Genomic DNA, 23143 nt, shown 5'->3' with positions numbered 1-23143 from the left:
TTTGTTACGCCTCCATTAATAATAATTCTGGCTCACTTAACAAACGCTTTAAATGATTTAAAGCATTTTGCGCAGTGGCTCCATCGATCATACGATGATCAAAGCTCAATGATAATGCTAACACAGGTGCGGCTACAATTTCACCATTTTTTATTACAGGTTTTTCTGAAATTCGACCAATACCTAGAATTGCTACTTCAGGATGATTAATAACTGGTGTAAACCATTGTCCTCCTGCAGAGCCAATATTCGTAATAGACATAGAAGCACCTTTCATTTCATGTGGTGCAAGTTTGCCTTCACGGGCTTTCGTCGCTAACTCATTTATTTCATTTGACACTGCAAATACAGACTTGCGATCTGCATGCTTGATAACTGGTACAAGTAAACCTTTTTCAGTATCCGCTGCAATACCAATATTGTAGTAATGCTTTTGAATAATTTCTTGTGTTGCATCATCTAATGAGCGATTAAATTCTGGGAATTCGCGTAATGTTGAAATAAGCGCTTTAACTACATAAGGTAAGTATGTTAATTTAACACCTTTTTCAGCTGCGATATCTTTGAATTTTTTACGATGCGCTACAAGAGCTGTTACATCGACTTCATCCATTAGTGTAACATGTGGAGCTGTTTGTTTCGAGTGTACCATTGCTTTTGCAATTGCTTTTCGAATACCAGACATTTTCTCACGAGTTTCTGGGAATTCCCCTTCAAGAACAACTGGTGCTGCTGGAGTCGTTTCTTGTTGAACTGCTTCTTCAACCGTCACACCAGTTGCTGATTCAGTCTCAACCGTTCCTCCGCCATTTAAGAAGTTTGTAATATCTTCTTTTAAGATACGACCATTTTTGCCCGAACCTTTTACTTCACGGATATTAACATCGTTATCACGTGCAAATTTGCGGACAGAAGGCATCGCAATAACACGTTTTGTTTCATCAACAACTGTCTCAGCTTTTTCAGGAGCTTTCTCTGGTGCTTTCTCCTCTTTAGCAGGAGCTTTCTCTACGTTCTGACCAGACTCAGCAGTTGCTTGAACTTGTGCTTCTGTTTTCTCTTCAGCATGACTATCACCTTTTAGCTTTAAGTCTTCATAGCCAGGTGCATCAAATCGGATTAAAACATCGCCTACAACGGCAACTGTTCCTTCTCCTACTAAAACTTCCTCTACTGTTCCTTCAACTGGTGAAGGAATTTCTACTACTGCTTTATCATTTTGTACTTCACAAAGAATATCGTCTTCTTTTACTGTATCTCCAGCCTTGACGAACCATTTCACGATTTCGCCTTCGTGAATTCCCTCGCCAATATCCGGTAATCTGAATTCAAATGCCATGTGTACCCATCCTTTCTATTTGCTGATGTTCAAGTTTAGAAGCTTCATTAGAATGTTAAAACTTTTTTCGCTGTTTCCATTACATCTTTGTAGTTTGGTAACCAAACACCTTCAGCTTGTGGGAATGGGTACACAGTATCTGGTGCAGCCACACGAAGAACAGGCGCTTCTAGGCTTAAAATTGCGCGCTCTGTAATTTCTGCTACTACATTTGCTGCGATACCTGCTTGTTTTTGTGCTTCTTGTACAACGATTGCACGACCTGTTTTTTCTACAGACGCAATAATTGTTTCTACATCAATTGGTTGAATTGTGCGTAAGTCGATTACTTCTACAGAGTGACCTTCTTTTTCAAGTTCCTCCGCAGCCTTTAAGCTTTCGTGAACCATTAAACCGTAAGCAACAATTGTTAAATCTTTACCTTCACGTTTTACATCCGCTTTCCCTAGTGGAATTTCGTATGCTTCTTCTGGTACTTCTTCACGGAATGAACGGTAAAGTTTTAAATGTTCTAAGAAAATAACAGGGTTGTCATTACGAATAGATGAGATAAGTAAACCTTTTGCATCATAAGGTGTTGATGGTACAACCACTGTTAAACCTGGTTGTGCTGTCATTAAGCTTTCTAAGCTATCTGAGTGCATCTCAGGAGTATGCACACCACCACCAAATGGTGAACGAATTGTTACTGGTGCATTGTATACACCGCCACTACGGTAGCTCATACGTGCTAACTGACCACTGATTGAATCCATTACTTCATAAACAAAGCCGAAGAATTGAATTTCAGGAACTGGACGGAATCCTTGTAGAGAAAGACCGATTGCTAAGCCACCAATACCTGATTCTGCTAATGGCGTATCAAAAACGCGGTCAACCCCGAATTCTTTTTGTAGGCCTTCTGTCGCGCGGAATACCCCACCGTTAACACCTACATCTTCCCCGAATACAAGAACGTTTTCATCATTCTTTAATTCTGTGCGAAGTGCATCTGTAATTGCTTGAATCATCGTCATTTGTGCCATAGGTTATTTCGACTCCTTCTCTTTATAGATTTCATACTGTTCTTTTAAGTTAGATGGCATTTCGCCTTTATACATGTTATCCATTAACTCTGTTACTTTTTGTTTTGGAGCTGCATCTGCTTTTTTGATGGCTTCTTTAATTTCTTCTTTTGCACGCTCGATTACTGCTTCTTCTTTCTTCTCATCCCATAAGCCTTTTGCCTCTAGGTATTTACGGAAACGTACAAGCGGGTCTTTTTGTGCCCATTCATTATCTGTATCAGAAGTACGGTAACGTGTTGGGTCATCCCCAGCCATTGTATGTGGGCCGTAACGGTAACACATTGTTTCAATTAACGTTGGACCTTCACCATTAATAGCGCGCTCACGTGCATCACGAGTTGCAACGTATACTGCAAGCGCATCCATTCCATCTACTAATATACTTGGTAAACCTGCTGCCACACCTTTTTGAGCAATTGTTTTTGCAGCTGTTTGTAGTTCACGTGGTGTAGAAATTGCAAATTGGTTATTTTGTACAATAAAGATTGCCGGCGATTTAAATGCACCTGCAAAGTTAATACCTTCGTAGAAATCCCCTTGTGATGAACCACCATCACCTGTGTATGTTACTGCAACCGCTTTTTTTCCACGCTTTTGAATACCTAGTGCAACACCTGCTGCTTGAATGTATTGAGCACCGATAATGATTTGAGGTGCTAAAACATTTACACCCTCAGGAACTTGGTTCCCCATGAAATGTCCGCGTGAGAATAAAAACGCTTTATCTAAAGGTAAGCCATGCCACACGATTTGTGGAACATCACGATACCCTGGTAAAATCCAATCCTCTTGTTCTAATGCAAAGTGTGAAGCAAGCTGAGAAGCTTCCTGACCTGCCGTTGGTGCATAGAAACCTAAACGACCTTGACGGTTCAGTGAGATTGAACGTTGGTCTAAGATACGTGTGTAAACCATACGTGTCATTAGCTCAACTAGTTCTTCATCCGATAATTTAGGATCTGCCTCATTATTTATAATTTCGCCTTCTTCATTCAAAATTTGAAACATTTCAAACTTATCTTCGATTTCAGTTAGCGTTTGTTTAGCATCAAAAATATTATTGTTTTTCTTGCTCATTTGTCACATCTCCCTTTCAGCTGTATTAAAATAAATCACCTTTTTGACTAGTACAACTTATTCTTGACACTCAGTATACTGAATAAAATACTGTCGGTCAATCATATATTACAGCTATAAACAAAGATTTTTTCTAAAATAACATTCAAACATCCCTGTCCTATACTGTATTACCAATATCAAAATTCTGTATTAGAACACCATATTTACACCTTGTAATTCTTAAGTTTTCCAACAGGTTTTCCAATAGTAGAATACCCCATTCTAGAAAATCTAATAGCAATCGAAAAATTTTTTGAGTATATTCAAATAAGGTCTTTTTTCATGTGATTGTTTTTAGACGTGATGTATACTTATAAATAGAGCACTACAAAGTTGAAAGGAAGATTACTATATGATTTTAATGGATGATATTATCCGCGAAGGTCATCCGACTTTACGCACGAAAGCTGAGGAAGTTAAATTCCCATTATCTGATGAAACAAGACAGCTTGCTGAGGATTTGCTTCAGTATTTAATCAACAGCCAAGATCCTGAAATGGCAGAAAAATATAATTTACGTAGCGGTATAGGCCTAGCTGCTAATCAAGTAAATAGTCTACAACGTATGTTCGCACTTCATTTGCAAGATGAGGCTGGTGAACAATTAAGCTTTGTAGCTATTAACCCAAAAATCGTGAGCCATTCTGTTGAAAACACATACCTTTCAGCCGGAGAAGGTTGTCTTTCAGTTGATCGTAATGTTCCTGGATACGTACCACGTCATGCACGCATTACAGTAAAATTTAAAACCATAGATGGTGAAGAAAAGAAAATGCGCCTCAAAGGATTGCCTGCTATCGCCTTTCAGCATGAATTAGATCATTTGAACGGTGTAATGTTTTACGACCGTATCAATGAAAAAAATCCATTTGAGGATATTCCAGATTCAATCCCTTATGAGCGTGACTAAAAGTGAATTACCAAAACAAACCTCGGCATTTCTGCCGAGGTTTGTTTCGTTCGGTGTCTTCAAGTCCTATTCGTTACCTTTCACTTGCTAACCTATCATTGATCTTGTTAATTAACGAGGGTAGTTCTTCCATCGTTTCAATTGTATAGTGTGCACCAGTCGTCTCAAAAATACGTTTCGTTTTTTCAATGACTTGTTGTCGTTCTTCTTCAGTTAAAGCTTGGAACTCTTCTTCAGACAGCCCCATTTCTGAACTTCCAATAATAACACCTACAGCCCAGACACCCGCATTCAAAGCTTCCTTTATATCAGAGGTAGTGTCACCAACCTTTACTACTTGCTTGATTGATTTGGATCCTAACGCCTCCATATTTCTGAAAATCATGTACGGATATGGTCGTCCCTTATCACTCACTTGTGTAGGGGTCACTAAAAAATCTGGTTGATAGCCCTTAGTAGCTGCATGTTTTGTTACCACTTCCATCATAGAATTCGTGTAGCCTGTAGTAGAGCCAAATCGAATACCCGCTTCTCTTAATTGCTTTACCGTCGCTATCACATGCGGGATAGGATCTGTATAGGTTGCTAAAGATTCCATTAACTTCGATTCAAACTGATTGTATAGGACATGTACATCTTCCACTGTAAAATGTTGACCATGAACTCGTTTCCACTCGTCATTAATTCTTGGCATTTCAAGCATCGTACGAATATGTTCAATTTTCAGCATGCCCATTGGTTTTCGAGCCTCTTCAAGCGTTACTGCTACACCCGCATCTTCAAAAATCGTTAAAAAGACATTTACAGGGGCAAAGCAACCAAAATCAACCGCTGTTCCTGCCCAATCCAAAATTACCGTTTCAATTTTCATGATTTTTCACCACCATATAATTTTTAATGACTTCACATAATGCCAGCATATCTTCCTCGTATATATCACCAATATTACCAATGCGGAATGTATCTACATCCGTCAACTTGCCGGGATAGATGACAAACCCAGCTTTTTTCATTTCCTGATAAAAATGTTCAAAAGAAAACTTTTTATGAGGGAACAAAAAAGTTGTAATAATCGGTGATTGTAGCTCTTCAGAAATATACGCTTCAAACCCAAGTGCTGATAAACGAGAACGCAGTAGTTGATTATTATCAGCATAACGTTGATAACGTGCGTTGACTCCGCCTTCTTCCACTAACTCCTCTAATGCCTTCGCAAAGGCTGCTACTACATGAGTCGGCGAAGTAAAACGCCACTTTCCATCTCTCTTCATTACTTCCCATTGACTGTATAAATCCAATGCTACACTACGCGCTTGTCCTTTGCATTTTACTAATTCATCAGTTTTGGCAATTACAAAACCAAACCCTGGAACACCTTGAATGCATTTATTGGCACTGCTAATACAAAAATCAATATGCAAGTCTGATAAATCCATTGGTACACCACCAAAGCTACTCATTGCATCTACGATAAATGTTTTGTTGAAAGAATAAACGACTTCTCCGATTTCTTTAATTGGATTTAAAATACCAGTAGTTGTTTCGCAGTGCACAATCGCCACATGTGTAATACTTGCATTTTTTTCAAGTAAAGCTTGAACTTCTAATGATGAGGGCTGTTCAGCATAAGGAACACGATAAACAACATGCGCTATCCTTAACACTTTAGCCATTTCAACAATTCTTTCACCATAAGCGCCATTCGTTAGGATTAGCACTTTATCACCTTCACCAACAGCCGTTGTCAGCACAGATTCTACAACAAAACTACCACTACCTTGCATTAGCACTGCTGTGTAATCGGACTCATCAACTTGAGCTAAATCTAAGAGCTGTTTCCGGATCGCTTGCGTCACATTTTTATAGTCGTCATCCCATGTACAGCGATCTTTTAACATTTCCTGTTTGACTGTATTAGTTGTTGTTAATGGTCCTGGTGTCAATAATTTATAGTTGCTCATCTTCTATAACTCCTTATTTTTGCGCTTCTTTAAAGAAAGCTTGGTGTTTTTCTAATAAATCTACTGTCAGGGTTGTATCCCATTTTTTAAGATACGCTGGCACATGCTCAGCCTTTACTTGCTCTCCTTCATAAAGAGCTACAGGATATTGCTCTAGTAAACCGCTCCGAGCCTCTGTTGCAATTGCTTTCGCTATTTCTTTGGCTAGTGTTTCATCTCCCTCTTTATCCACTACAGCCACTGATTCTGTTAGCGTAAAATTCCCTTCTGTTGGGTCAATATAATCAATTGGGAGCCCTTCATTTTTTGCATCAATGGCTTGAATACGCAAACCAAAACCAACTGCTACTTCACCTGTCTTCACTTTTTTTATTGGACCTGACCCAGAGCTTTCAATATGAGGTCCAGCATTTTTAATTAAATCTGCCAAAACCTTTTGCCCTTCTTGCTCACCATATTCTTTGATAATAGCTTGTACTAACAGCCAGCCTGTTGAGGAATCCATTATATTTGGGAATGATACTAAATCTTTAAAGGCAGGGTCTGTCAAATCCTTTATCGTTTTCGGGACAGGTAATCCTTTTTGTTGTAATACATCCGTATTGATAAAAATCGAGCCAACATTTCCTAAAATCGGCAATGCATATGTAACACTGCCATCAAGAGGCTTTAAGTCCGAGGAAATATCCACAAACATAGATTTAGAAGTTTGCGCGCTTTCTATAAAATAAGAAGCCATCGTTACGACATCTGCTTCAATATCTGTCCCTTCAGCCATCATTTTTCCACCTAACTCAGAGGTACCAAAGGATTGAATTAAATATTTCCCTTTATAGCCTTTGTCATCTAATGTAGATTCCATTACTTCAATGGCCTCATCATCAGCATTCGAATAAATAATTACTTGATCTTTTGAACCGGCTTCTGCCCCTCCACATGCAGCTAAAACTATCGCTGCCGCACTAACTGTCCCTAACATCATGACTGTTGATTTTTTCATTTTGAGATCTCCTCTACTTTTTCTTTATGTGCTGTTATATAATCACAACCTAATTTCACAATGAGGTTTGTACATAAAATGAATATCGATAGTACGAAAATATCGGTATATTTTGCGAAATGCTGAAGTTCTTTTATCCGTGTCGATACAAGCATCGTTTTTGTGCTTACAAGGAAAATAACGCCACTGACCGTGACCATTGCATTTAAAAAGTAGTAGCTAAACATTTGATAAATAGTCGATCTAATATTCGGCAATATGATACGTATAACTGTTTTTAGCCAAGAGTCTTTTAATAGCTCCGCTGTCACTTCCCATGTAGGATCCATCTTTTGTAATGAATTTTTGGCCATTAAATAAGGCGTTGTAAAGAAATGCACAATATTACATGCAATAATGATGAGAAATGTGCCTTTTAATGAACTTCCATTAAAGAAAAACAAATACGATAGACCAAGCACCATTCCTGGAACTGTGTTTGTGATCATGGAGGCAATATCTAAGCTTTTTCTTCCTTTTAATGGTGTCCTCGCATTGAGAAGGGCAGACATAAAAGTGATGACAACGCCTAAAACAGCTGTTAATACCGCCACGATAAGTGAATTGACATAAACCTTTGTTAAATCTTTTTCTGCTAATACATTTTGAACATGCTCAAATGTAAAGCTAAAATCATAGGGATAACCTTTCGTAAAAGGAACGATAAACATAGTTGAAAAAATGATAAGCACTACTGTAACAGAGAGAATTGAATAACCAGTGAATAGCGCGTCACGAAGACGATGTTTTACAAGTTCACTCCGCCCGGCTTGTTTATATTGAAAATTAAAGCGTTCTAAAACCGTTAACATGACAACACCCAGTATAGCCGGGACAAGCATTAACACAGAGATAACTGCCCCACGCTCAAAATGCACGATAGAACCTAACATAGCTTGATAGAGTTCCGTGGCAATCACCCTGTAATTTCCGCCAACCGATGCAGGTATACCGAAATCTGTGAAGCTTAAAATAAACGTCAAAATAAAGGCCCCACCAATTGTCCCTAGCATCGGACGAAATACAGTATGATAAAAACGACGAAGTGGGCGATCATGCATTAACATGGACACTAGCAAGAACCGTTTATCGATATATTGCATGGAGTTTTGCATTAAAATAAAAGCGACTGGCAATGTGTATAGGATGTAACCTATCACCAATCCGTTGTATCCATAAATAGTGAAAAGAGGTTGTCCAACTAACCTTGTCAGGATCCCTTGATTACCAAATGCATAAATCAGCACAAACCCATAAGTGATGGTCGGCAGCAGCATTGGTAACGTGATTCCTATTTGTACTAGTTTTTTCGTATGACGATGCATCGTTGTAAAATGAACAGCATAGGCCAATAAAAAAGCTAATATGGTTGTGATGGCCGATGCTACAAAAGAGACTTTAAAGCTATTGAAGAAAGCATCACGGATTTCTACATTTTTTAAAGCATCTATATAATTTTGAATAGTAATTACATTTCCTATTTTGAAAGACTGCCAAAACATGTATATCAATGGCACAATTAAAAAGAATAGAAGAAATAATAGAATCGGCAGAAAGATTAATTTCATCATTTTATCCGTTTTAAGCATATGTTTCTCCAAACAATTGATAAATATTGTGACGCTTAATATGAAGCTGTCTTAATATAAAGTCCTCAACAAATGAATTCTTAGGTGCTCCTACGATTTCGTGTGGCGTGCCGAATTGAGCAACTGTTCCTTCATTAATGATCAAGACTTTATCCGATAAAGTTAGCGCTTCTTCCGGATCATGTGTCACAATAATCGTTGTCAAATTAAATTCACGAGCAATTGATTTAATGCGTTCCTTTATAGATTCCTTAATCACTCCATCGAGTGCACTTAGTGGCTCATCTAACAAGAGAATTTTTGGCTGCATAACAAGTGTTCTAGCAATAGATACTCGTTGCTTTTGACCACCTGACAATTCGTGAATCTTTTTATGCAAATGTGGAGTCAGCTCTAAAAAATCAATATATTCCTGTACTTCTTCTTTGGACATTTGACTATTTTTGTTTTTCAATCCATAAACAATGTTGTCGTATGCATTTAAATGAGGAAATAATGCAAAATCCTGAAACACAATATTAAATCCTCTTTCTTGCATAGATTGCTTTGATATATCTTGCCCATTGTAGATAAGTTGACCACCCGTTTGCTCTGCAAGCCCTAAGATGATATTAAGCAAAGTAGTTTTACCGCAACCACTTGGCCCTAATAACGATATGATTTCACCTGATTCGATGGTCACATTGATATCTACTAAAACCTGCTTATTTTTATAGCTTTTTGAGATATTTTTTAGTTCTAACAAATTGGTCACCTCTCTCAGTTCTTAGCTTTAGTATAGTGACAATTTGTAAAGGAAAATGCGTTTTTGTGTAAATGTTGAGTAAATTTAGACAAACTGTTGACAAAGTTGTGATTACTTTGAGTAAATATCTAATAGAGGTGATGAAATGTATATGATAGAAAGGCAACAACAAATTTTGCAATTTGTAAGACAACATAAGGTTGTGAAATTAGTAACACTCACAAAAGAATTTAATGTCTCGATGGAAACAATTCGTCGTGATATCCAACAACTGATGTTAGATAAGAAAATTGAGAAGTTTTATGGAGGGGTTAAATATATTGAGCCTGTTGAGGGATTAATTGATCAACGACTTCATGAACGGTTAACAGAAAAAATCGCCATTGCCAAAGCAAGTGCTTCACTTGTTCAGGATGGAGAATGTATTTTCATTGATAGCGGAACAACTACATATCAAATGACACCATTTTTATTAGACAAGGAAAAACTAACAGTGGTGACAAACTCATTACCTGTAGCATTTGATCTAATCGGCTCTAATATTGAAGTCATACTTCTTGGAGGAAAAATTCGTCACTCCGAAAAATCTGTTACATCGAACGAATTTCTCTTCCACTTCGAACATCTAAATATCAATAAAGCTTTTATTTGTGCTAGTGGGGTATCTATTGAAAAAGGGATTTCTGATTTCAACCTAGAAGAGGCTATCACTAGAAAAAAAATTATCTCCATCTCTCAAACTGTCTATGTAGCTACTGATTCCTCAAAATTTAATAAAGATGTAGCGATTCAAGTATGTCCTGTGGAAGAAGTAGATGTCATCATTACAGATAACGCACTGTCTAAAAAAACGCTTCAGCATTTTTCAGACAAAGGTGTACAGATAAAAATTGTAAGTACTACTGAGGACCAGCATTAATTTAACAAAAAAGCAACTAGTTGCTATGCGCTCTAACTAGTTGCTTCTTTATTATATGATGGCAAGCTTACGCATTATTTTAGCGAGACCATCTTCGTCTACATGATCTGCAATATGATGAGCAACAGCCTTCACTCGTTCATGACCATTCCCCATAGCAACGCCTGTCCCGACAGCTTGCAGCATTTCTATATCATTAATGCCATCTCCAAAAGCAATAGCATCCTTTAACGTGATGCCCATTTTATCCAATACTTTTTCAATGCCTGCCGCCTTTGAGCCACCCTTTGGCAAAATATCGCAAGAATACTGATGCCAACGGACAAATTGGACATTCGGAAACATTTCACAATATAAAGGTTCATCTTTTTCTTCCATGAATATAAGTGTTTGATAAACATCGTTCTGCATATAATAAGATGAGTCTAATTCTGGATACGGATATTTAAGTGTATCCAAGCTTTCCGCTACCATATTATGATCACTGACAGACGCAATCATACGTTTGTCATCTAAAAATACTACTGGTTCATTGCGTGCTTCACCAAAAGCAATAATTTCAGCTAAGTCTTCCTTTTCAATTCCATTTGTATAGACAACCTCACCCTTATAGACAACATACTGGCCATTGAAAGTAACATACGTATCAATATCAAGTTCTTCTAGTAATGCTTCAATCATAAAAGGTGCTCGGCCTGTAGCAATTGCCAATTCATAGCCATTGCGGCGTGCTTCCATAAGAGCTTCTTTTGCAGAGGTAGGTAATTTTTTTTCACTGTTATAGAGCGTGCCATCAACATCAAAAAATAAAATTTTATTCATTTTATAATCCCTTTCTATAAATATTATTCATTCAAGGTGAATGACTTTACATAGACAATAATTTTAATTATAATGATCCTAAGGAGTGATGTGCCATGCTGAAGAAACTAAAACGGAAATTGTTGAAGCAACTTCGTGGCGTACTCGGAAAAAAATCAATTGCCTAACATTTGCCCTTCATTATTTGAAGGGCTTTTCTTTATTTTAGAGGAACTGCGTGATAATATAAAGGAAATGCATTTATTTGGCTATACGCAACCACTGTCTCACTACTTCCTATTCATTTTAAAACATAGTGCACAACCGAAGCATAGAGATACAAGGACTACAAACGTACATTTCTTCTTACAAGAAATTCGTTGTTTTCTTGTAGCACGTGTGTGGTAGTAGTCAAAGGTGCAAGAAAATTGTACGCAATTAAAGGAGAGCAAACTATGATTTACAAAGTTTATTATCAACAAAATGCAAATGAGATTCCAGTTCGCGAAAATACTAAAAGTCTATACCTTGAAGCTACTTCAGAACGCGAAGTACGTCAAAAGCTAAAAGACAGAAACTACAATATCGAGTTCATTCAACTGCTTGAAGGTAACTATTTAGAGTACGAACAAGCAAGTCCGAACTTCATCTTGGAGGAAATTTAACAAACATGAAGTTTGTTAAAAATGACCAAGCAGCTGTTTTCGCGCTCGGCGGACTGGGCGAAATCGGCAAAAATACTTATGGCGTTCAATTTCAAGATGAAATCATTTTAATTGACGCTGGAATTAAATTCCCAGAAGACGACTTACTCGGCATTGACTATGTTATTCCTGACTATACGTATTTAGTACGTAATGTCGACAAAATTAAAGGACTATTTATTACCCATGGACATGAGGATCATATCGGCGGTATTCCTTACTTATTACGTCAAGTAAATGTCCCAGTCTATGGTGGTAAGCTCGCACTTGGCTTATTACGTAATAAATTAGAAGAACATGGCTTGCTACGTACAACTAAACTCATTGAAATTAAAGAAGAGGATGTTATTAAATTTAGAAAAACATCTGTTAGCTTCTTTAGAACAACACATAGTATTCCAGATGCATATGGAATTGTTGTCAAAACACCACCTGGTAATATCGTTCACACAGGTGACTTTAAATTCGACTTTACACCTGTTGGCGAACCGGCCAACCTAACAAAGATGGCCGAAATCGGACGAGATGGCGTACTTTGCTTACTATCAGATAGTACAAACGCTGAAAAGCCTAATTTTACAATGTCAGAGCGTACAGTCGGCAAGAGTATCGATGAAATTTTCCGTAAAGTTGATAGCCGAATTATTTTTGCTACATTTGCGTCAAACATTCACCGTTTACAACAAGCAACAGACGCTGCTATAAAATATGGAAGAAAAATTGCTGTCTTTGGTCGCTCAATGGATAATGCTATTACAATTGGTCGTGAACTTGGTTATATCAACGCTCCAAAGGATACATTTATAGATGCTCAAAGCATTAATCGACTTCCAGCGAATGAAGTAATGATCTTATGTACAGGCTCACAAGGTGAACCAATGGCTGCATTATCACGTATTGCAAATGGAACTCATCGTCAAATCCAAATACAACCTGGTGATACAGTTATTTTCTCTTCTTCACCCGTTCCAGGTAATACTGTGAGTGTCAATAAAATCATCAATTTATTGTTCCGTGCAGGTGCAGAAGTTATTCATGGTGCATTGAACAATATCCATACATCTGGTCATGGCTCACAAGAAGAGCAAAAATTGATGCTGCGCTTAATGAAACCTAAATTCTTTATGCCTATCCATGGTGAATATCGTATGTTAAAAATGCATACACACCTAGCGGAAGATTGCGATGTTCCGCTTGAAAATACATTTGTTATGGAAAATGGTGATGTATTGGCATTAAGTGCCAATGAGGCACATGTTGCTGGCCGTATACCTTCTGGAGATGTTTATATTGATGGTAATGGTATTGGAGATATCGGCAATATCGTGTTACGAGATCGACGCATTCTTTCTGAAGAAGGCTTAGTCATTGTTGTGGTAAGTGTCGATATGGAAAATCAAAAAATTGTTTCTGGTCCTGACATTATTTCTCGTGGTTTCGTTTACATGCGCGAATCAGGTACGATGATCAATGAAGCACAAAAAATGCTTAATCGCCATCTAAATCAAACAATCCAAAGTAAAACCCCTCAATGGACAGAGTTAAAAAATGAAATAACAGACGTTTTAGGTCCTTACCTATTCGAAAAGACAAAACGTCGACCAATGATTCTACCGATTATTATGGAGGTTTAACCTCGTGTAAAGAAGCTATGTAAATGTTACATAGCTTCTTTCTTTTTGTTGATTAAACTATTTTGACCCTAAAAAAGAACATTTGTAAATTTACCTTAGTTTTTTTTATTTTTTTGAAACCTCCTTTTTTATTTTTGCGTATATAGTAATAACAACTTCAAAAAGGAGCGTTTTCATGCTAGATAAAATTCTTCATTCCCTACTCAATGGTAAATCTAAACGTCATAATTCTTCATCGAGCAGTCGTCGCAGACATTCAAAACGTCATAATTATTATGGTCATAAGCATTATAAACGTAGTTCTCGTAAAAGCTCACGCAGTTTTTTCAGCTCTTTGAGTTTCTTCAGTAGCTAATGTGGTGGAAACGATATTCCGAAAAAGGCTTCGATCATGCTGTTGAATTTTTCATAGCCGAACATCCAGATTTCACTTATAAAAAATTTCTTGGCTTTGGCTCATATGGTCGGGCGCACTTAATTGAAAATTGCTCATCTGAAAGGCTGTTTGTCTTAAAGTGCTTGCGTCCCAAACATCGTCATCACCAAAAAACCATACATAAATTCAGTCAAGAAATTCAAATTCTTCAACAATTATCACTGCCTAATATACCTACAATCCATTCCACTGGAACTATTCAAGATGTGCCATTTTTTATTATGGACTATATAAACGGCCAAACTTTTGAGCAGCTTATTTTTCAAGATGGAGTTAAATTCACTGTCACTCAGTCACTTGACATTACAAAACAGCTTTTAGAACAAATTATCATGCTACACAATCATGGAATTGTCCATCAGGATTTACGTATACCCAATATATTATTAGTCAATCAGCAACTACACATTATAGATTTCGGTCTCGCTACAACATTGCAAAAGACAGTTGAGCTTTCTTCGATACAAAATCCTAAGCGAGCCGAAAATCATATTAGCGATCTTTATTTCGTTGGCCATTTTCTATTGTTCTTACTTTACTCAGACTATAAGCCGAGTAAAAAGAAAGAATATGCTTGGCAGCAGGAATTGGATTTACCGATAGAAGTGAAGGACTTTCTCGAACGATTGTTATGGATTCAAGAACCATTTAGTAGCGCCATAGAGGCATGGCAATCTCTACCGCATTTAATACATGTCTCTATGCATTCCAAAGGAAGATAAAAAAATAGAATTGTTCACCTGTTGATAAGTGAACAATTCTATTCTAAAGTTCAAATATTAAAGTATTTTGCACATACATAAGCAATCCAATGATACACTGGGTTAAGACGCAAATTTTCAATTAACCCCTTTATGATGGCTTTACTGTATGTTGGCTTTTCAATTTCTTGTTTTAATAGCTCCAGTGACTCTTTTTCTATGGAATCCTCTGTATTATCAATATTTTGTTCCATTAATTGCAGTAACGTATCCTTAGATATGTCCTGTTCACAAGGTTTAGCAATAAATGTAACAAGTTCCTCCGTAATAAAAGGTATCGTTGTATGGCGTGCGATAATATCTGTTTTCTCTGCTAAAGATTTAGCTAATTGTTCTAAATCAAGCGGCATATCTGAAAAGATAAAAAGCTCAGCATAGCTCTTCATAAAACCTTTAATACAGTACATGACATCGTACTTTGTTTTTTGTAGTTTATCCTGATATAGTTGCTCAAGCATATAGATGATGGATTTAGACATCTCTGCTTCATACGCAGTTATTTTATAAAATAGTTCTTTTTTTGTTAGGAAGACTTTCTCATTAAAAAATACTCGAGCGGAAGCAGAGTGATCTTTAAATGCCTGAAAGATGCTTTTATAAAATTCAACCAATATCGTTTCTTTGTTATACTTCCCTCTGACTACTCGGTCAACATCTATAATAAATTGTTGTAAATAATAGTCAACCATAGAGATAACAAGTTCATCCTTTGTTTTGAAGGATAAATAAAACGCACCCTTAGAAATCCCACAACGTTCCGTTATTTGCTGTACAGATGTAGCTTCAAAGCCCTGTTCAGAAAACAGTTCTAATGCTTTCTCCATAATTAATTGCTTTTTTAACATATTTTTAACTCTCTCCTAATGCATTTCGTTGACAAATGACCGATTAGTCATTAGTATAAATAATTGAATTTAGATAGTCAATAAAGGGTAGGTGTGAAGGTGAAAGGTTTAGTTAATTTCGTATTGAAAAACAAATTGGCAGTGTGGCTATTAACAATTATCATCACTGTCTCTGGTATTTATTCCGGTACAAGAATGAAAATGGAATCTATACCCGATATCTCGATCCCATACTTAATTGTCATGGGCGTATATCCTGGTGCAACGCCTGAACAAGTCATGAATGAACTTTCCATCCCATTTGAGAAATCCATAGAAAGCTTAGAAGATGTCAAGGCAGTTTACTCAACATCATCTTCCAACGTAGCACAAGTGCAAGTTGAATACGACTACGGTATTGATATGGATGAGAAAAAACGGCAGTTAGAAGCAGCTTTAGATAATCTTAAATTACCTGAAGGTGCCCAAGAGCCAACTATTATGGCAATTAGCATGAACATGATGCCAGTAGTAGCTTTATCCATAAGTAGTTCTAAGGAAGACATTGTCGATCTTACTTCTACAGTAGAAGATGTTTTACTTCCAAAAATCGAAAAAATTGATGGTGTTGCTTCTGCAACCATCACAGGTCAGCACATTGAACAAGTATCATTTAAATATGATGAAGAAAAAATGGCTGCATTAGGCTTAACTGAGGAATCAGTCAAGCAAATGATTCAGGCAAGTGATATGTCATTGTCACTTGGTTTATATCAATTTGCTGTTGGCGAACAGGCCGTTTCCGTAGACGGTAAGGTAAAATCTGTGGATGAACTAAAAGATTTATTAATCCCAGTCACACCTTCAGCAACAAATCCTTCACCATTCGTTCGTCTTGGTGACATTGCAAAGATTGAAGTAGAAGGTAAAGTACAATCTGTGTCCCGTACAAACGGTAAAGATGCCATTGCTATTCAAATCGTTAAGGGCCAAGATGCTAATACGGTAACAGTTGTAAATGCAGTAAAAGACCTTATGAAAGATGAAGAAAAACGTTTAGACGGCCTAAACGTAGACATCTCACTTGACCAAGGTGCCCCAATCGAAGATTCTGTCTTTACAATGATTGAAAAAGCAGTATTTGGTGGTGCAATTGCTGTATTAATCATCTTGTTATTCTTACGAGATTTCAAATCAACAATTATTTCGATTGTTTCGATCCCAGTTTCAGTTTTCATGGCATTACTGCTGCTAAACTGGATGGATATTACATTAAACATTATGACCCTTGGTGCGATTACCGTTGCCATCGGACGTGTTATCGATGACTCGATTGTAGTTGTTGAAAATATTTATCGACGTATCCATTTAAAACAGGAAAAATTAACAGGTCGAGCATTAATTCGTGAAGCAACAATTGAAATGTTTAAACCGATCCTTTCGTCAACATTAGTTACAGTGGCTGTATTTGCTCCACTTATTTTTGTAGGTGGTATGGTTGGCGAATTATTCATGCCATTTGCACTGACAATGACGTTTGCATTAGGTGCATCATTATTAGTAGCAATTACAATTGTACCTGCATTATCTCATTTCTTATTCCGTAAAAAATTATACGGTGAGAAAAAAGAAAGCCAGCATAAAGAAGTTGGTAAACTAGCAACATGGTACAAAGGTATTTTAGAAAAAGCTTTAAATCATAAAATTATTACGTCTCTAATTGCGATTTTCTTACTTGTCGGTTCACTAGCATTAACACCTTTAATTGGGTTTAGCTTTATGGGATCACAAGAAGAAAAAGTTATGTACCTAACATATACTCCTTCAACTGGTGAGCTTGCAGATGAAACTGCGGCTAATGTTGAAAAAGTTGAAAAAGAATTAATGAAACGTAAAGACGTTGATATTTTACAAGTTTCCATTACAGATGCGAACAATGTCGATCCATCAGCAATGATGATGGGCGGAGGCGCTGGCGGTGCTTTAATGTACCTAATCTTTGATCCAGATATGAAAGACTTCCCTAAAGCTCGTGAAGAAGTGGAAGACTATGTATTTAATATCGGTCAATCAGGAGAATGGAAATCTCAGAATTTCTCTTCGATGTCTATGTCTTCAAACGAAGTAAGCTACACACTATACAGTGATGACTTAGATAAACTACGAGATGCTGTAAATCAAGTTGAAGGTGCTTTAAAAGATGTGGATGGCCTAGAAGATATTAAATCTGATAATGAAGATCCATATGTAGAAAATGTACTAAAAGTAGAACAGAAAAATGTCCTTCAATATGGTTTAACAACTGCTCAAATCGTGATGGCTTTAAATGCAAATACATCACAAGAAGTTTTAACAACGGTGAAAAATGATGGAAAAGATATTGATGTCATTGTTCAACGTGATGCCAAAGCAGCTGCGACTTCGCTTGATGATGTTTTAGCAACTGAAATTAAAACAGCATTAGGCACAACGATGACGATTGGTGAGCTAGTAGATGTTGAAGAAGGTACGACTCTTAACTCACTATCTCGTTCAAAAGGTGAATACTTCGCAACTGTATCCGGTACGATTATCGGCGATGATATTTCAAAAGCAACTTCTGCTGCTGATAAGAAAATTGATAAATTAGATTTACCAAAAGGTGTAACAACAGGTGTTGCTGGTGTTGCTGCAGATATGCAAGAAACATTCACGAAGTTGGGTGTTGCTATGCTGGCGGCAATTGCCATTGTATACTTCATCTTAGTTGTCACATTCGGTGAAGGTTTAGCTCCGTTCGCTATTCTATTCTCACTACCATTCGCCGTAATTGGTGCATTTGTTGGTTTATTCGTAACAGGTCAAACGATTTCTGTATCTGTCATGATGGGTCTATTGATGTTGATTGGTATCGTTGTAACCAATGCCATCGTATTAGTCGACCGCATCATTCATATGGAACATGATGGTCTGGCCATGCGTGAAGCGATCCTCGAAGCAGGGGCAACACGTTTACGCCCAATTCTTATGACAGCCATTGCAACAATCGGCGCTATGGTTCCGATGGCACTGGGTTCTGGCGGTAGTGGTTTAATTTCTAAAGACTTAGCTATTACAGTAATTGGTGGTTTATTATCTTCCACACTATTAACATTAGTTGTAGTACCAATTGTTTATGAAATGCTATCTAAGATGTTAAAGAAAAACCGTAAAGATAGTGAAGAAAATTAATAAAAACAGCTACACACGCGATTCAATCGCATGTGTAGCTGTTTTTTTAATCATAAGCTGTTACTGATCTTCTTTCACTACAAAAGCTTCCTTACTTTCCACACCTGTAGCAGATACAGCCGTAATGCCGTATGTATAGCTTTGCTTAGCAAGAGCCGACTTGTCCACAAATTTAGTAATGCCATCCATATTATAAACAACATCCACTATATTTTGAGGGTCATTATAAGAACCTTCTCTGTTCCCTGCAAAACGATAAATGACATACTTACGAGGCTGTGTTTCATTTTCGTCTATAATTTCAATCGTGCGACCTGCCGCTTCCTTTGTCACTTGTGCAAAAGTCGGCGTGTTCGGCACTGTGTCTTCATCCCAAGATGTTTCTGGTGTCAACGCTGTATAATTATATAGTTGTTGACTAACAATCGTTGCATAACCTAATTTATTGTTTTGAAGACTTCTTAAGGAGAAGTGCATTTGCCCCTCGGCTGCTACCTTTTCCGAACGATTTGCTAGTATTTGACTTGGCAATTCCATTTTATTTTTCCATGCTGCATCACTGTCATTGCCAACCTTGTAATCAGCTAGTCCAATGTATAGATGAACAGGATGCGTTTTTGCATATGTTTGTACTTCATGGCTCCACCAATCTAGCAATGTCCCGTATTTCGCAACAGATAATGTTCTTGACCAATAAATTTGAGGTGTAATGTAATCAATCGTGCCATTTTGAATCCATGTTCTGACGTCTGCATATAAATCATCGTAATTATTGACACCAGCTCGTGTATCGCTTCCTGTTTTATCCAGTGATTTATTGCGCCAAACGCCAAATGGTGAAATCCCAAATTGAACATATGGCTTTGTGTCTTTAATGGCTGTGTAAAGATTTTCTACAAGCTGGTTGACATTATCTCGTCGCCAATCTTCCACCTTTTTAAAGGAAGCACCATATTTTTTGTAAGCTGCTTGATCTGGGAAAGCTTCATTAGCAATTTTGTATGGATAAAAATAATCATCCATATGAACTGCATCAATATCATAATTGGCTACTAGCTCTCTTACTATTTCAACTAAATAGTTTTGCACTTCGGGTAAACCTGGATTTAAATAATATTGCTTGCCATATTTGATAACCCAGTTTGGATGTGTTCTTGCCACATTATCGGCAGCAAGGTCAGTTAGCTTTTGTCCAGACATTGTTACACGATAAGGATTCATCCATGCATGCAGCTCCATACCCCGTTTATGTGCCTCCTCTATTATTATCTCAAGAGGATCGTAACCAGGATTTGTACCTTGCTTTTTCCCTGTTATGTAAGACGACCATGACGCTAGCTCAGACTCATACATTGCATCATTTGTCGGTCTTACTTGATAAATAACCGTATTCAATTTATTGGCTTTTAATTGATCCAATGTTTGGCGTGCCCAAGCCGTATACTGCTCCTTAGTCATACCTGCTTTCATATCAAGATTGAGAACGGTTGAAATCCAGACAGCCCGCATTTCCTTTTTCGGCTGTGTCGTGCTTGCCTTCACCGTCTTTACAGGAATTGTCGATAGGCATAACACAAAAATCATCGCGACTAAAGCAATAAGTTTCCATTTACTATTTTTATTTCTCATATTTCCTCCATTTTCTATTTATCTATTTTAGTATATGATAAGTGCTCGCTATATGCACGTCCCCGAAGCAACTTCACCAGATGAATGAAGTAATACAATCGTAATTCTTCCCTTTGATTTTAGGGGAGCATGATTGAAATCCAATAAACACTCTATATAATTCCAATATATGTATAATTAAAAACACAAAATCTGCGAGAAAGCGGTGAATATACTTTTCCCTAAATGAAATCTATTAATATAGTAGAACAATGAAAAAAGCACAGATGATCTACCTTTCATTTTTGTTCTAAGTTTATCAAACCATTTTTATAATTTCCATATTTTTAAATTCAACCTAGTTTTTGTTTGATTCATTCTTTACGCACCGATGAACTTTATGCTACAATCAACACAACTTATATAGAACGGAGGGTATTCCAAATGACAGCTTCAATTAGACTACGATTTCACATTACTAATTAAATATGTGTACACTTTGCCTGTTGTGCAAGGAAAATGGAATTAGGTCTAGTCTGTTTTAGGAATACTGGAAAAGAGGGGACTTCTACTCCCCTCTTTTTTGTTGTCTTTTAACTTTCCACACAGGCACTACTGTTAGAAAGGGATGACGAAATTGGAACAATGGAAACGTAATACGATACTTTTTTTAAGTAGTCAAACGATTTCACTTTTTGGCTCTGCTCTTGTGCAATATGCCATTACATGGTATATCACGCTTACAACGCAATCGGGCAGCATGATGACCCTTGCGATTATTTGTGGCTTTTTACCAACCTTCTTCTTATCACCTATTGCTGGTGTCTGGGCAGATCGCTATAACCGAAAATGGCTTATTATATTGGCAGATGGCATGATTGCCTTATCCACGCTAATTTTAGCCATTTTATTTTTAATCGGCTATGATGAGCTCTGGCTACTATTTGTTATATCGGCGGTACGTGCAGTTGGTGCAGGTATTCAAACACCAGCTGTGGGCGCTATTTTACCGCAATTTGTGCCTGAAGAGCATTTAATGAAAGTCAATGGTGCAAATAGTAGTATTCAAGCGTTTATCATGATTCTTGCACCTATGGCAAGTGGTGCATTATTAACGATGGCTTCAATTGAGTCTATTTTCTTAATTGATGTGACGACAGCTGCTATTGCCATCGCTATCTTCTTAATATTTCTGCAAATTCCTGCACATGCGAAAGCTAATCAGCCACAAACAACAGGTTATTTTAGTGATATGAAACAAGGCTTCATCTACATTAAAGAGCATGCTTTCTTAAAACAATTGTTCTTGTTCTTTGCCTTTTTCATGCTGCTCGCTGCACCTGCTGCCTTTTTAACACCTTTGCAAGTTACCCGTAGCTTTGGTGATGATGTCTGGCGTTTGACTGCCATCGAGATGGCCTTTGCCATTGGGATGTTAATTGGTGGTATCGCAATCGCAACATGGGGTGGCTTTAAAAATAAAGTGCATACAATGACATTATCTGCTTTATTATTCGGCCTTTGTACAGTGGCTCTCGGAATCATTCCTGTTTTTTGGCTGTATCTCGTGATCATGACAGTTACCGGAATAGCTATGCCAATCTTTAACACACCCGCAACGGTGTTATTACAAGAAAAAGTAGAAAGTGATTATATGGGAAGAGTATTTGGCATACTTAGTATGATATCTACCTCTATGATGCCTTTAGGTATGCTAATTTTCGGTCCAATTGCAGATGTTATTGCTATTGAGTGGCTACTCATCGGTACAGGAATCCTATTATTTATCCAAGGATTTTTCCTTCTGGGCAGTAAAGTCTTATTAAAAGCTGGCAGACCTACTGCCGAGCATATGGATGTTGACACGCTATCAAAAAAGTGAAGATTTCGTATAAGAGATAATTTGTTGATGATAAAAAAAACAATAAAAACTTAGCTTATAAACAACCCTAAACGCATACAGACTTTCTTGACGCTAAAAAAAGCCCTACTCTATGTAGGGCTTTCAGACTGTCGACAAAAGGAATCTAGAAGTTCACACTCGATTCCTTTTGTCTTTTTTTCTTCTATGAATATGTTTAAAAATGGTGATTTTCTACCCGTTTAAACATACTCTTCAAGCATAAAAACTCTTTTAAGTTACCTGCCACGTCCAAGTAGCCAGTTTCTTTAAATTCATGGCAGCAAAAGTAAGCATCGCCTGCATGGACAATTTTTTAAGACCTCTTAAGGTTGTCCATCGCATCCCATGCTTTTCCTTCGCATCCGCAAAGACTCGCTCAATGGTTTCTTTACGCTTTGCATAGATTTGTTTGATGTCATAGGCATGTCGTAAATGTTCGGTTTCCTCCACATAAGATTCCCAAATATGGCGTTGAATGAGCTTTTGGTGATTCTTACTTTCTGTACATTGTGATAGGCTTGGACACTTAGCACAAATTAAAGGATTCGATTTATATTGACGATATCCTTCCCTC

20 protein-coding genes are annotated in these 23143 nt (G+C 37.3%); 8 read left to right on the top strand and 12 right to left on the bottom strand.

The features are described from left to right. Positions 1-4: 4 nt before the first annotated feature. Genes AO843_RS21245 through pdhA form a run of 3 tightly spaced genes read right to left on the bottom strand, consistent with a single transcriptional unit; the run spans position 5 to position 3483 of the window. Entirely contained in the window at positions 5-1339 is a 1335-nt protein-coding gene (locus AO843_RS21245) for a dihydrolipoamide acetyltransferase family protein (protein WP_054613070.1), read from the bottom strand. Between the two features lie 47 nt (positions 1340-1386). Beyond that, positions 1387-2364 carry an alpha-ketoacid dehydrogenase subunit beta gene (locus tag AO843_RS21240; RefSeq protein ID WP_054613069.1) on the bottom strand — a complete coding sequence of 326 codons (978 nt, stop codon included), beginning with the start codon at positions 2362-2364 and terminating at the stop codon, positions 1387-1389. Positions 2365-2367: 3 nt separating this feature from the next. Further along, on the bottom strand, positions 2368-3483 hold the full coding sequence (pdhA, locus tag AO843_RS21235) for a pyruvate dehydrogenase (acetyl-transferring) E1 component subunit alpha (RefSeq protein WP_054613068.1): 1116 nt from the start codon (positions 3481-3483) through the stop codon (positions 2368-2370). 394 nt (positions 3484-3877) lie between these two features. On the opposite strand from pdhA, the gene def reads away from it, so the two are divergent. Next, positions 3878-4435, top strand: a complete 558-nt coding sequence (gene def, locus AO843_RS21230) for a peptide deformylase (RefSeq protein WP_054613067.1) — start codon at positions 3878-3880, stop codon at positions 4433-4435. Between the two features lie 73 nt (positions 4436-4508). Here def and phnX read toward each other — a convergent pair whose 3' ends face one another. From phnX to AO843_RS21205, 5 genes are read right to left on the bottom strand one after another with little or no spacing between them, the layout of a single operon-like run. After that, positions 4509-5306: a phosphonoacetaldehyde hydrolase gene (phnX, locus tag AO843_RS21225; RefSeq protein ID WP_054613066.1), complete on the bottom strand. Its 798-nt coding sequence runs from the start codon at positions 5304-5306 to the stop codon at positions 4509-4511. After that, a complete protein-coding gene (gene phnW, locus AO843_RS21220) occupies positions 5296-6396 on the bottom strand; it encodes a 2-aminoethylphosphonate--pyruvate transaminase (RefSeq protein ID WP_054613065.1) in 1101 nt (366 codons plus the stop codon). Before phnW ends, phnX begins: the two co-directional genes overlap by 11 nt. 13 nt (positions 6397-6409) lie before the next feature. Further along, the gene (locus tag AO843_RS21215; RefSeq protein ID WP_054613064.1) at positions 6410-7396 is read right to left on the bottom strand and encodes an extracellular solute-binding protein; all 987 of its coding nucleotides are present in this window, start codon (positions 7394-7396) and stop codon (positions 6410-6412) included. After that, positions 7393-9024, bottom strand: coding sequence for an ABC transporter permease subunit (locus AO843_RS21210; RefSeq protein ID WP_054613063.1), 1632 nt, complete (start codon positions 9022-9024; stop codon positions 7393-7395). Before AO843_RS21210 ends, AO843_RS21215 begins: the two co-directional genes overlap by 4 nt. Then, positions 9017-9769 carry an ABC transporter ATP-binding protein gene (locus AO843_RS21205; RefSeq protein WP_054613062.1) on the bottom strand — a complete coding sequence of 251 codons (753 nt, stop codon included), beginning with the start codon at positions 9767-9769 and terminating at the stop codon, positions 9017-9019. Before AO843_RS21205 ends, AO843_RS21210 begins: the two co-directional genes overlap by 8 nt. Before the next feature lie 145 nt (positions 9770-9914). Between AO843_RS21205 and AO843_RS21200 the strand changes: the two genes are divergently transcribed. Continuing rightward, on the top strand, positions 9915-10688 hold the full coding sequence (locus AO843_RS21200; RefSeq protein WP_054613061.1) for a DeoR/GlpR family DNA-binding transcription regulator: 774 nt from the start codon (positions 9915-9917) through the stop codon (positions 10686-10688). Between the two features lie 51 nt (positions 10689-10739). On the opposite strand, the gene AO843_RS21195 is transcribed toward AO843_RS21200, so the two are convergent. Continuing rightward, positions 10740-11510 carry a Cof-type HAD-IIB family hydrolase gene (locus AO843_RS21195; protein ID WP_054613060.1) on the bottom strand — a complete coding sequence of 257 codons (771 nt, stop codon included), beginning with the start codon at positions 11508-11510 and terminating at the stop codon, positions 10740-10742. Positions 11511-11645: 135 nt separating this feature from the next. On the opposite strand from AO843_RS21195, the gene AO843_RS21190 reads away from it, so the two are divergent. The 4 genes from AO843_RS21190 to AO843_RS21175 all read left to right on the top strand — a co-directional run bounded on the left by AO843_RS21190 (position 11646) and on the right by AO843_RS21175 (position 14985). Continuing rightward, positions 11646-11897, top strand: coding sequence for a hypothetical protein (locus AO843_RS21190; RefSeq protein ID WP_054613059.1), 252 nt, complete (start codon positions 11646-11648; stop codon positions 11895-11897). A 47-nt stretch (positions 11898-11944) separates the two neighbouring features. Further along, the gene (locus tag AO843_RS21185) at positions 11945-12154 is read left to right on the top strand and encodes a DNA-dependent RNA polymerase subunit epsilon (protein WP_054613058.1); all 210 of its coding nucleotides are present in this window, start codon (positions 11945-11947) and stop codon (positions 12152-12154) included. Positions 12155-12159: 5 nt separating this feature from the next. Further along, a complete protein-coding gene (gene rnjA, locus AO843_RS21180) occupies positions 12160-13827 on the top strand; it encodes a ribonuclease J1 (RefSeq protein WP_054613057.1) in 1668 nt (555 codons plus the stop codon). A 354-nt stretch (positions 13828-14181) separates the two neighbouring features. Then, positions 14182-14985, top strand: coding sequence for a serine/threonine-protein kinase (locus tag AO843_RS21175; protein WP_054613056.1), 804 nt, complete (start codon positions 14182-14184; stop codon positions 14983-14985). 50 nt (positions 14986-15035) lie between these two features. Here AO843_RS21175 and AO843_RS21170 read toward each other — a convergent pair whose 3' ends face one another. After that, positions 15036-15869: a TetR/AcrR family transcriptional regulator gene (locus tag AO843_RS21170; protein WP_054613055.1), complete on the bottom strand. Its 834-nt coding sequence runs from the start codon at positions 15867-15869 to the stop codon at positions 15036-15038. Positions 15870-15968: 99 nt separating this feature from the next. Here AO843_RS21170 and AO843_RS21165 point away from each other — a divergent pair, with 99 nt between their 5' ends. Then, complete coding sequence (locus AO843_RS21165) at positions 15969-19058, top strand: efflux RND transporter permease subunit (RefSeq protein WP_054613054.1); 3090 nt, start codon at positions 15969-15971, stop codon at positions 19056-19058. Positions 19059-19118: 60 nt separating this feature from the next. On the opposite strand, the gene AO843_RS21160 is transcribed toward AO843_RS21165, so the two are convergent. Continuing rightward, the gene (locus AO843_RS21160; RefSeq protein WP_054613053.1) at positions 19119-20687 is read right to left on the bottom strand and encodes a glycoside hydrolase family 10-like protein; all 1569 of its coding nucleotides are present in this window, start codon (positions 20685-20687) and stop codon (positions 19119-19121) included. A 607-nt stretch (positions 20688-21294) separates the two neighbouring features. On the opposite strand from AO843_RS21160, the gene AO843_RS21155 reads away from it, so the two are divergent. After that, the gene (locus AO843_RS21155) at positions 21295-22548 is read left to right on the top strand and encodes an MFS transporter (RefSeq protein ID WP_054613052.1); all 1254 of its coding nucleotides are present in this window, start codon (positions 21295-21297) and stop codon (positions 22546-22548) included. A 252-nt stretch (positions 22549-22800) separates the two neighbouring features. Here the strand turns inward: AO843_RS21155 and AO843_RS21150 are convergent. After that, on the bottom strand, positions 22801-23143 hold a 343-nt coding region (locus tag AO843_RS21150), incomplete at its 5' end, for a transposase (protein WP_197278978.1).

The organism is Lysinibacillus sp. ZYM-1, assembly GCF_001308875.1.
Taxonomy (GTDB): domain Bacteria; phylum Bacillota; class Bacilli; order Bacillales_A; family Planococcaceae; genus Lysinibacillus.
This window is presented reverse-complemented; position numbering and strand designations above follow the sequence as displayed.

Bases quoted from the DNA above. Each gene is read 5' to 3' on its own strand.
- AO843_RS21245 (WP_054613070.1), bottom strand. From the start codon at position 1,339: ATGGCATTTGAATTCAGATTACCGGATATTGGCGAGGGAATTCACGAA.
- AO843_RS21240 (WP_054613069.1), bottom strand. From the start codon at position 2,364: ATGGCACAAATGACGATGATTCAAGCAATTACAGATGCACTTCGCACA.
- pdhA (WP_054613068.1), bottom strand. From the start codon at position 3,483: ATGAGCAAGAAAAACAATAATATTTTTGATGCTAAACAAACGCTAACT.
- def (WP_054613067.1), top strand. From the start codon at position 3,878: ATGATTTTAATGGATGATATTATCCGCGAAGGTCATCCGACTTTACGC.
- phnX (WP_054613066.1), bottom strand. From the start codon at position 5,306: ATGAAAATTGAAACGGTAATTTTGGATTGGGCAGGAACAGCGGTTGAT.
- phnW (WP_054613065.1), bottom strand. From the start codon at position 6,396: ATGAGCAACTATAAATTATTGACACCAGGACCATTAACAACAACTAAT.
- AO843_RS21215 (WP_054613064.1), bottom strand. From the start codon at position 7,396: ATGAAAAAATCAACAGTCATGATGTTAGGGACAGTTAGTGCGGCAGCG.
- AO843_RS21210 (WP_054613063.1), bottom strand. From the start codon at position 9,024: ATGCTTAAAACGGATAAAATGATGAAATTAATCTTTCTGCCGATTCTA.
- AO843_RS21200 (WP_054613061.1), top strand. From the start codon at position 9,915: ATGTATATGATAGAAAGGCAACAACAAATTTTGCAATTTGTAAGACAA.
- AO843_RS21195 (WP_054613060.1), bottom strand. From the start codon at position 11,510: ATGAATAAAATTTTATTTTTTGATGTTGATGGCACGCTCTATAACAGT.
- AO843_RS21185 (WP_054613058.1), top strand. From the start codon at position 11,945: ATGATTTACAAAGTTTATTATCAACAAAATGCAAATGAGATTCCAGTT.
- rnjA (WP_054613057.1), top strand. From the start codon at position 12,160: ATGAAGTTTGTTAAAAATGACCAAGCAGCTGTTTTCGCGCTCGGCGGA.
- AO843_RS21175 (WP_054613056.1), top strand. From the start codon at position 14,182: ATGTGGTGGAAACGATATTCCGAAAAAGGCTTCGATCATGCTGTTGAA.
- AO843_RS21170 (WP_054613055.1), bottom strand. From the start codon at position 15,869: ATGTTAAAAAAGCAATTAATTATGGAGAAAGCATTAGAACTGTTTTCT.
- AO843_RS21160 (WP_054613053.1), bottom strand. From the start codon at position 20,687: ATGAGAAATAAAAATAGTAAATGGAAACTTATTGCTTTAGTCGCGATG.
- AO843_RS21155 (WP_054613052.1), top strand. From the start codon at position 21,295: ATGACGAAATTGGAACAATGGAAACGTAATACGATACTTTTTTTAAGT.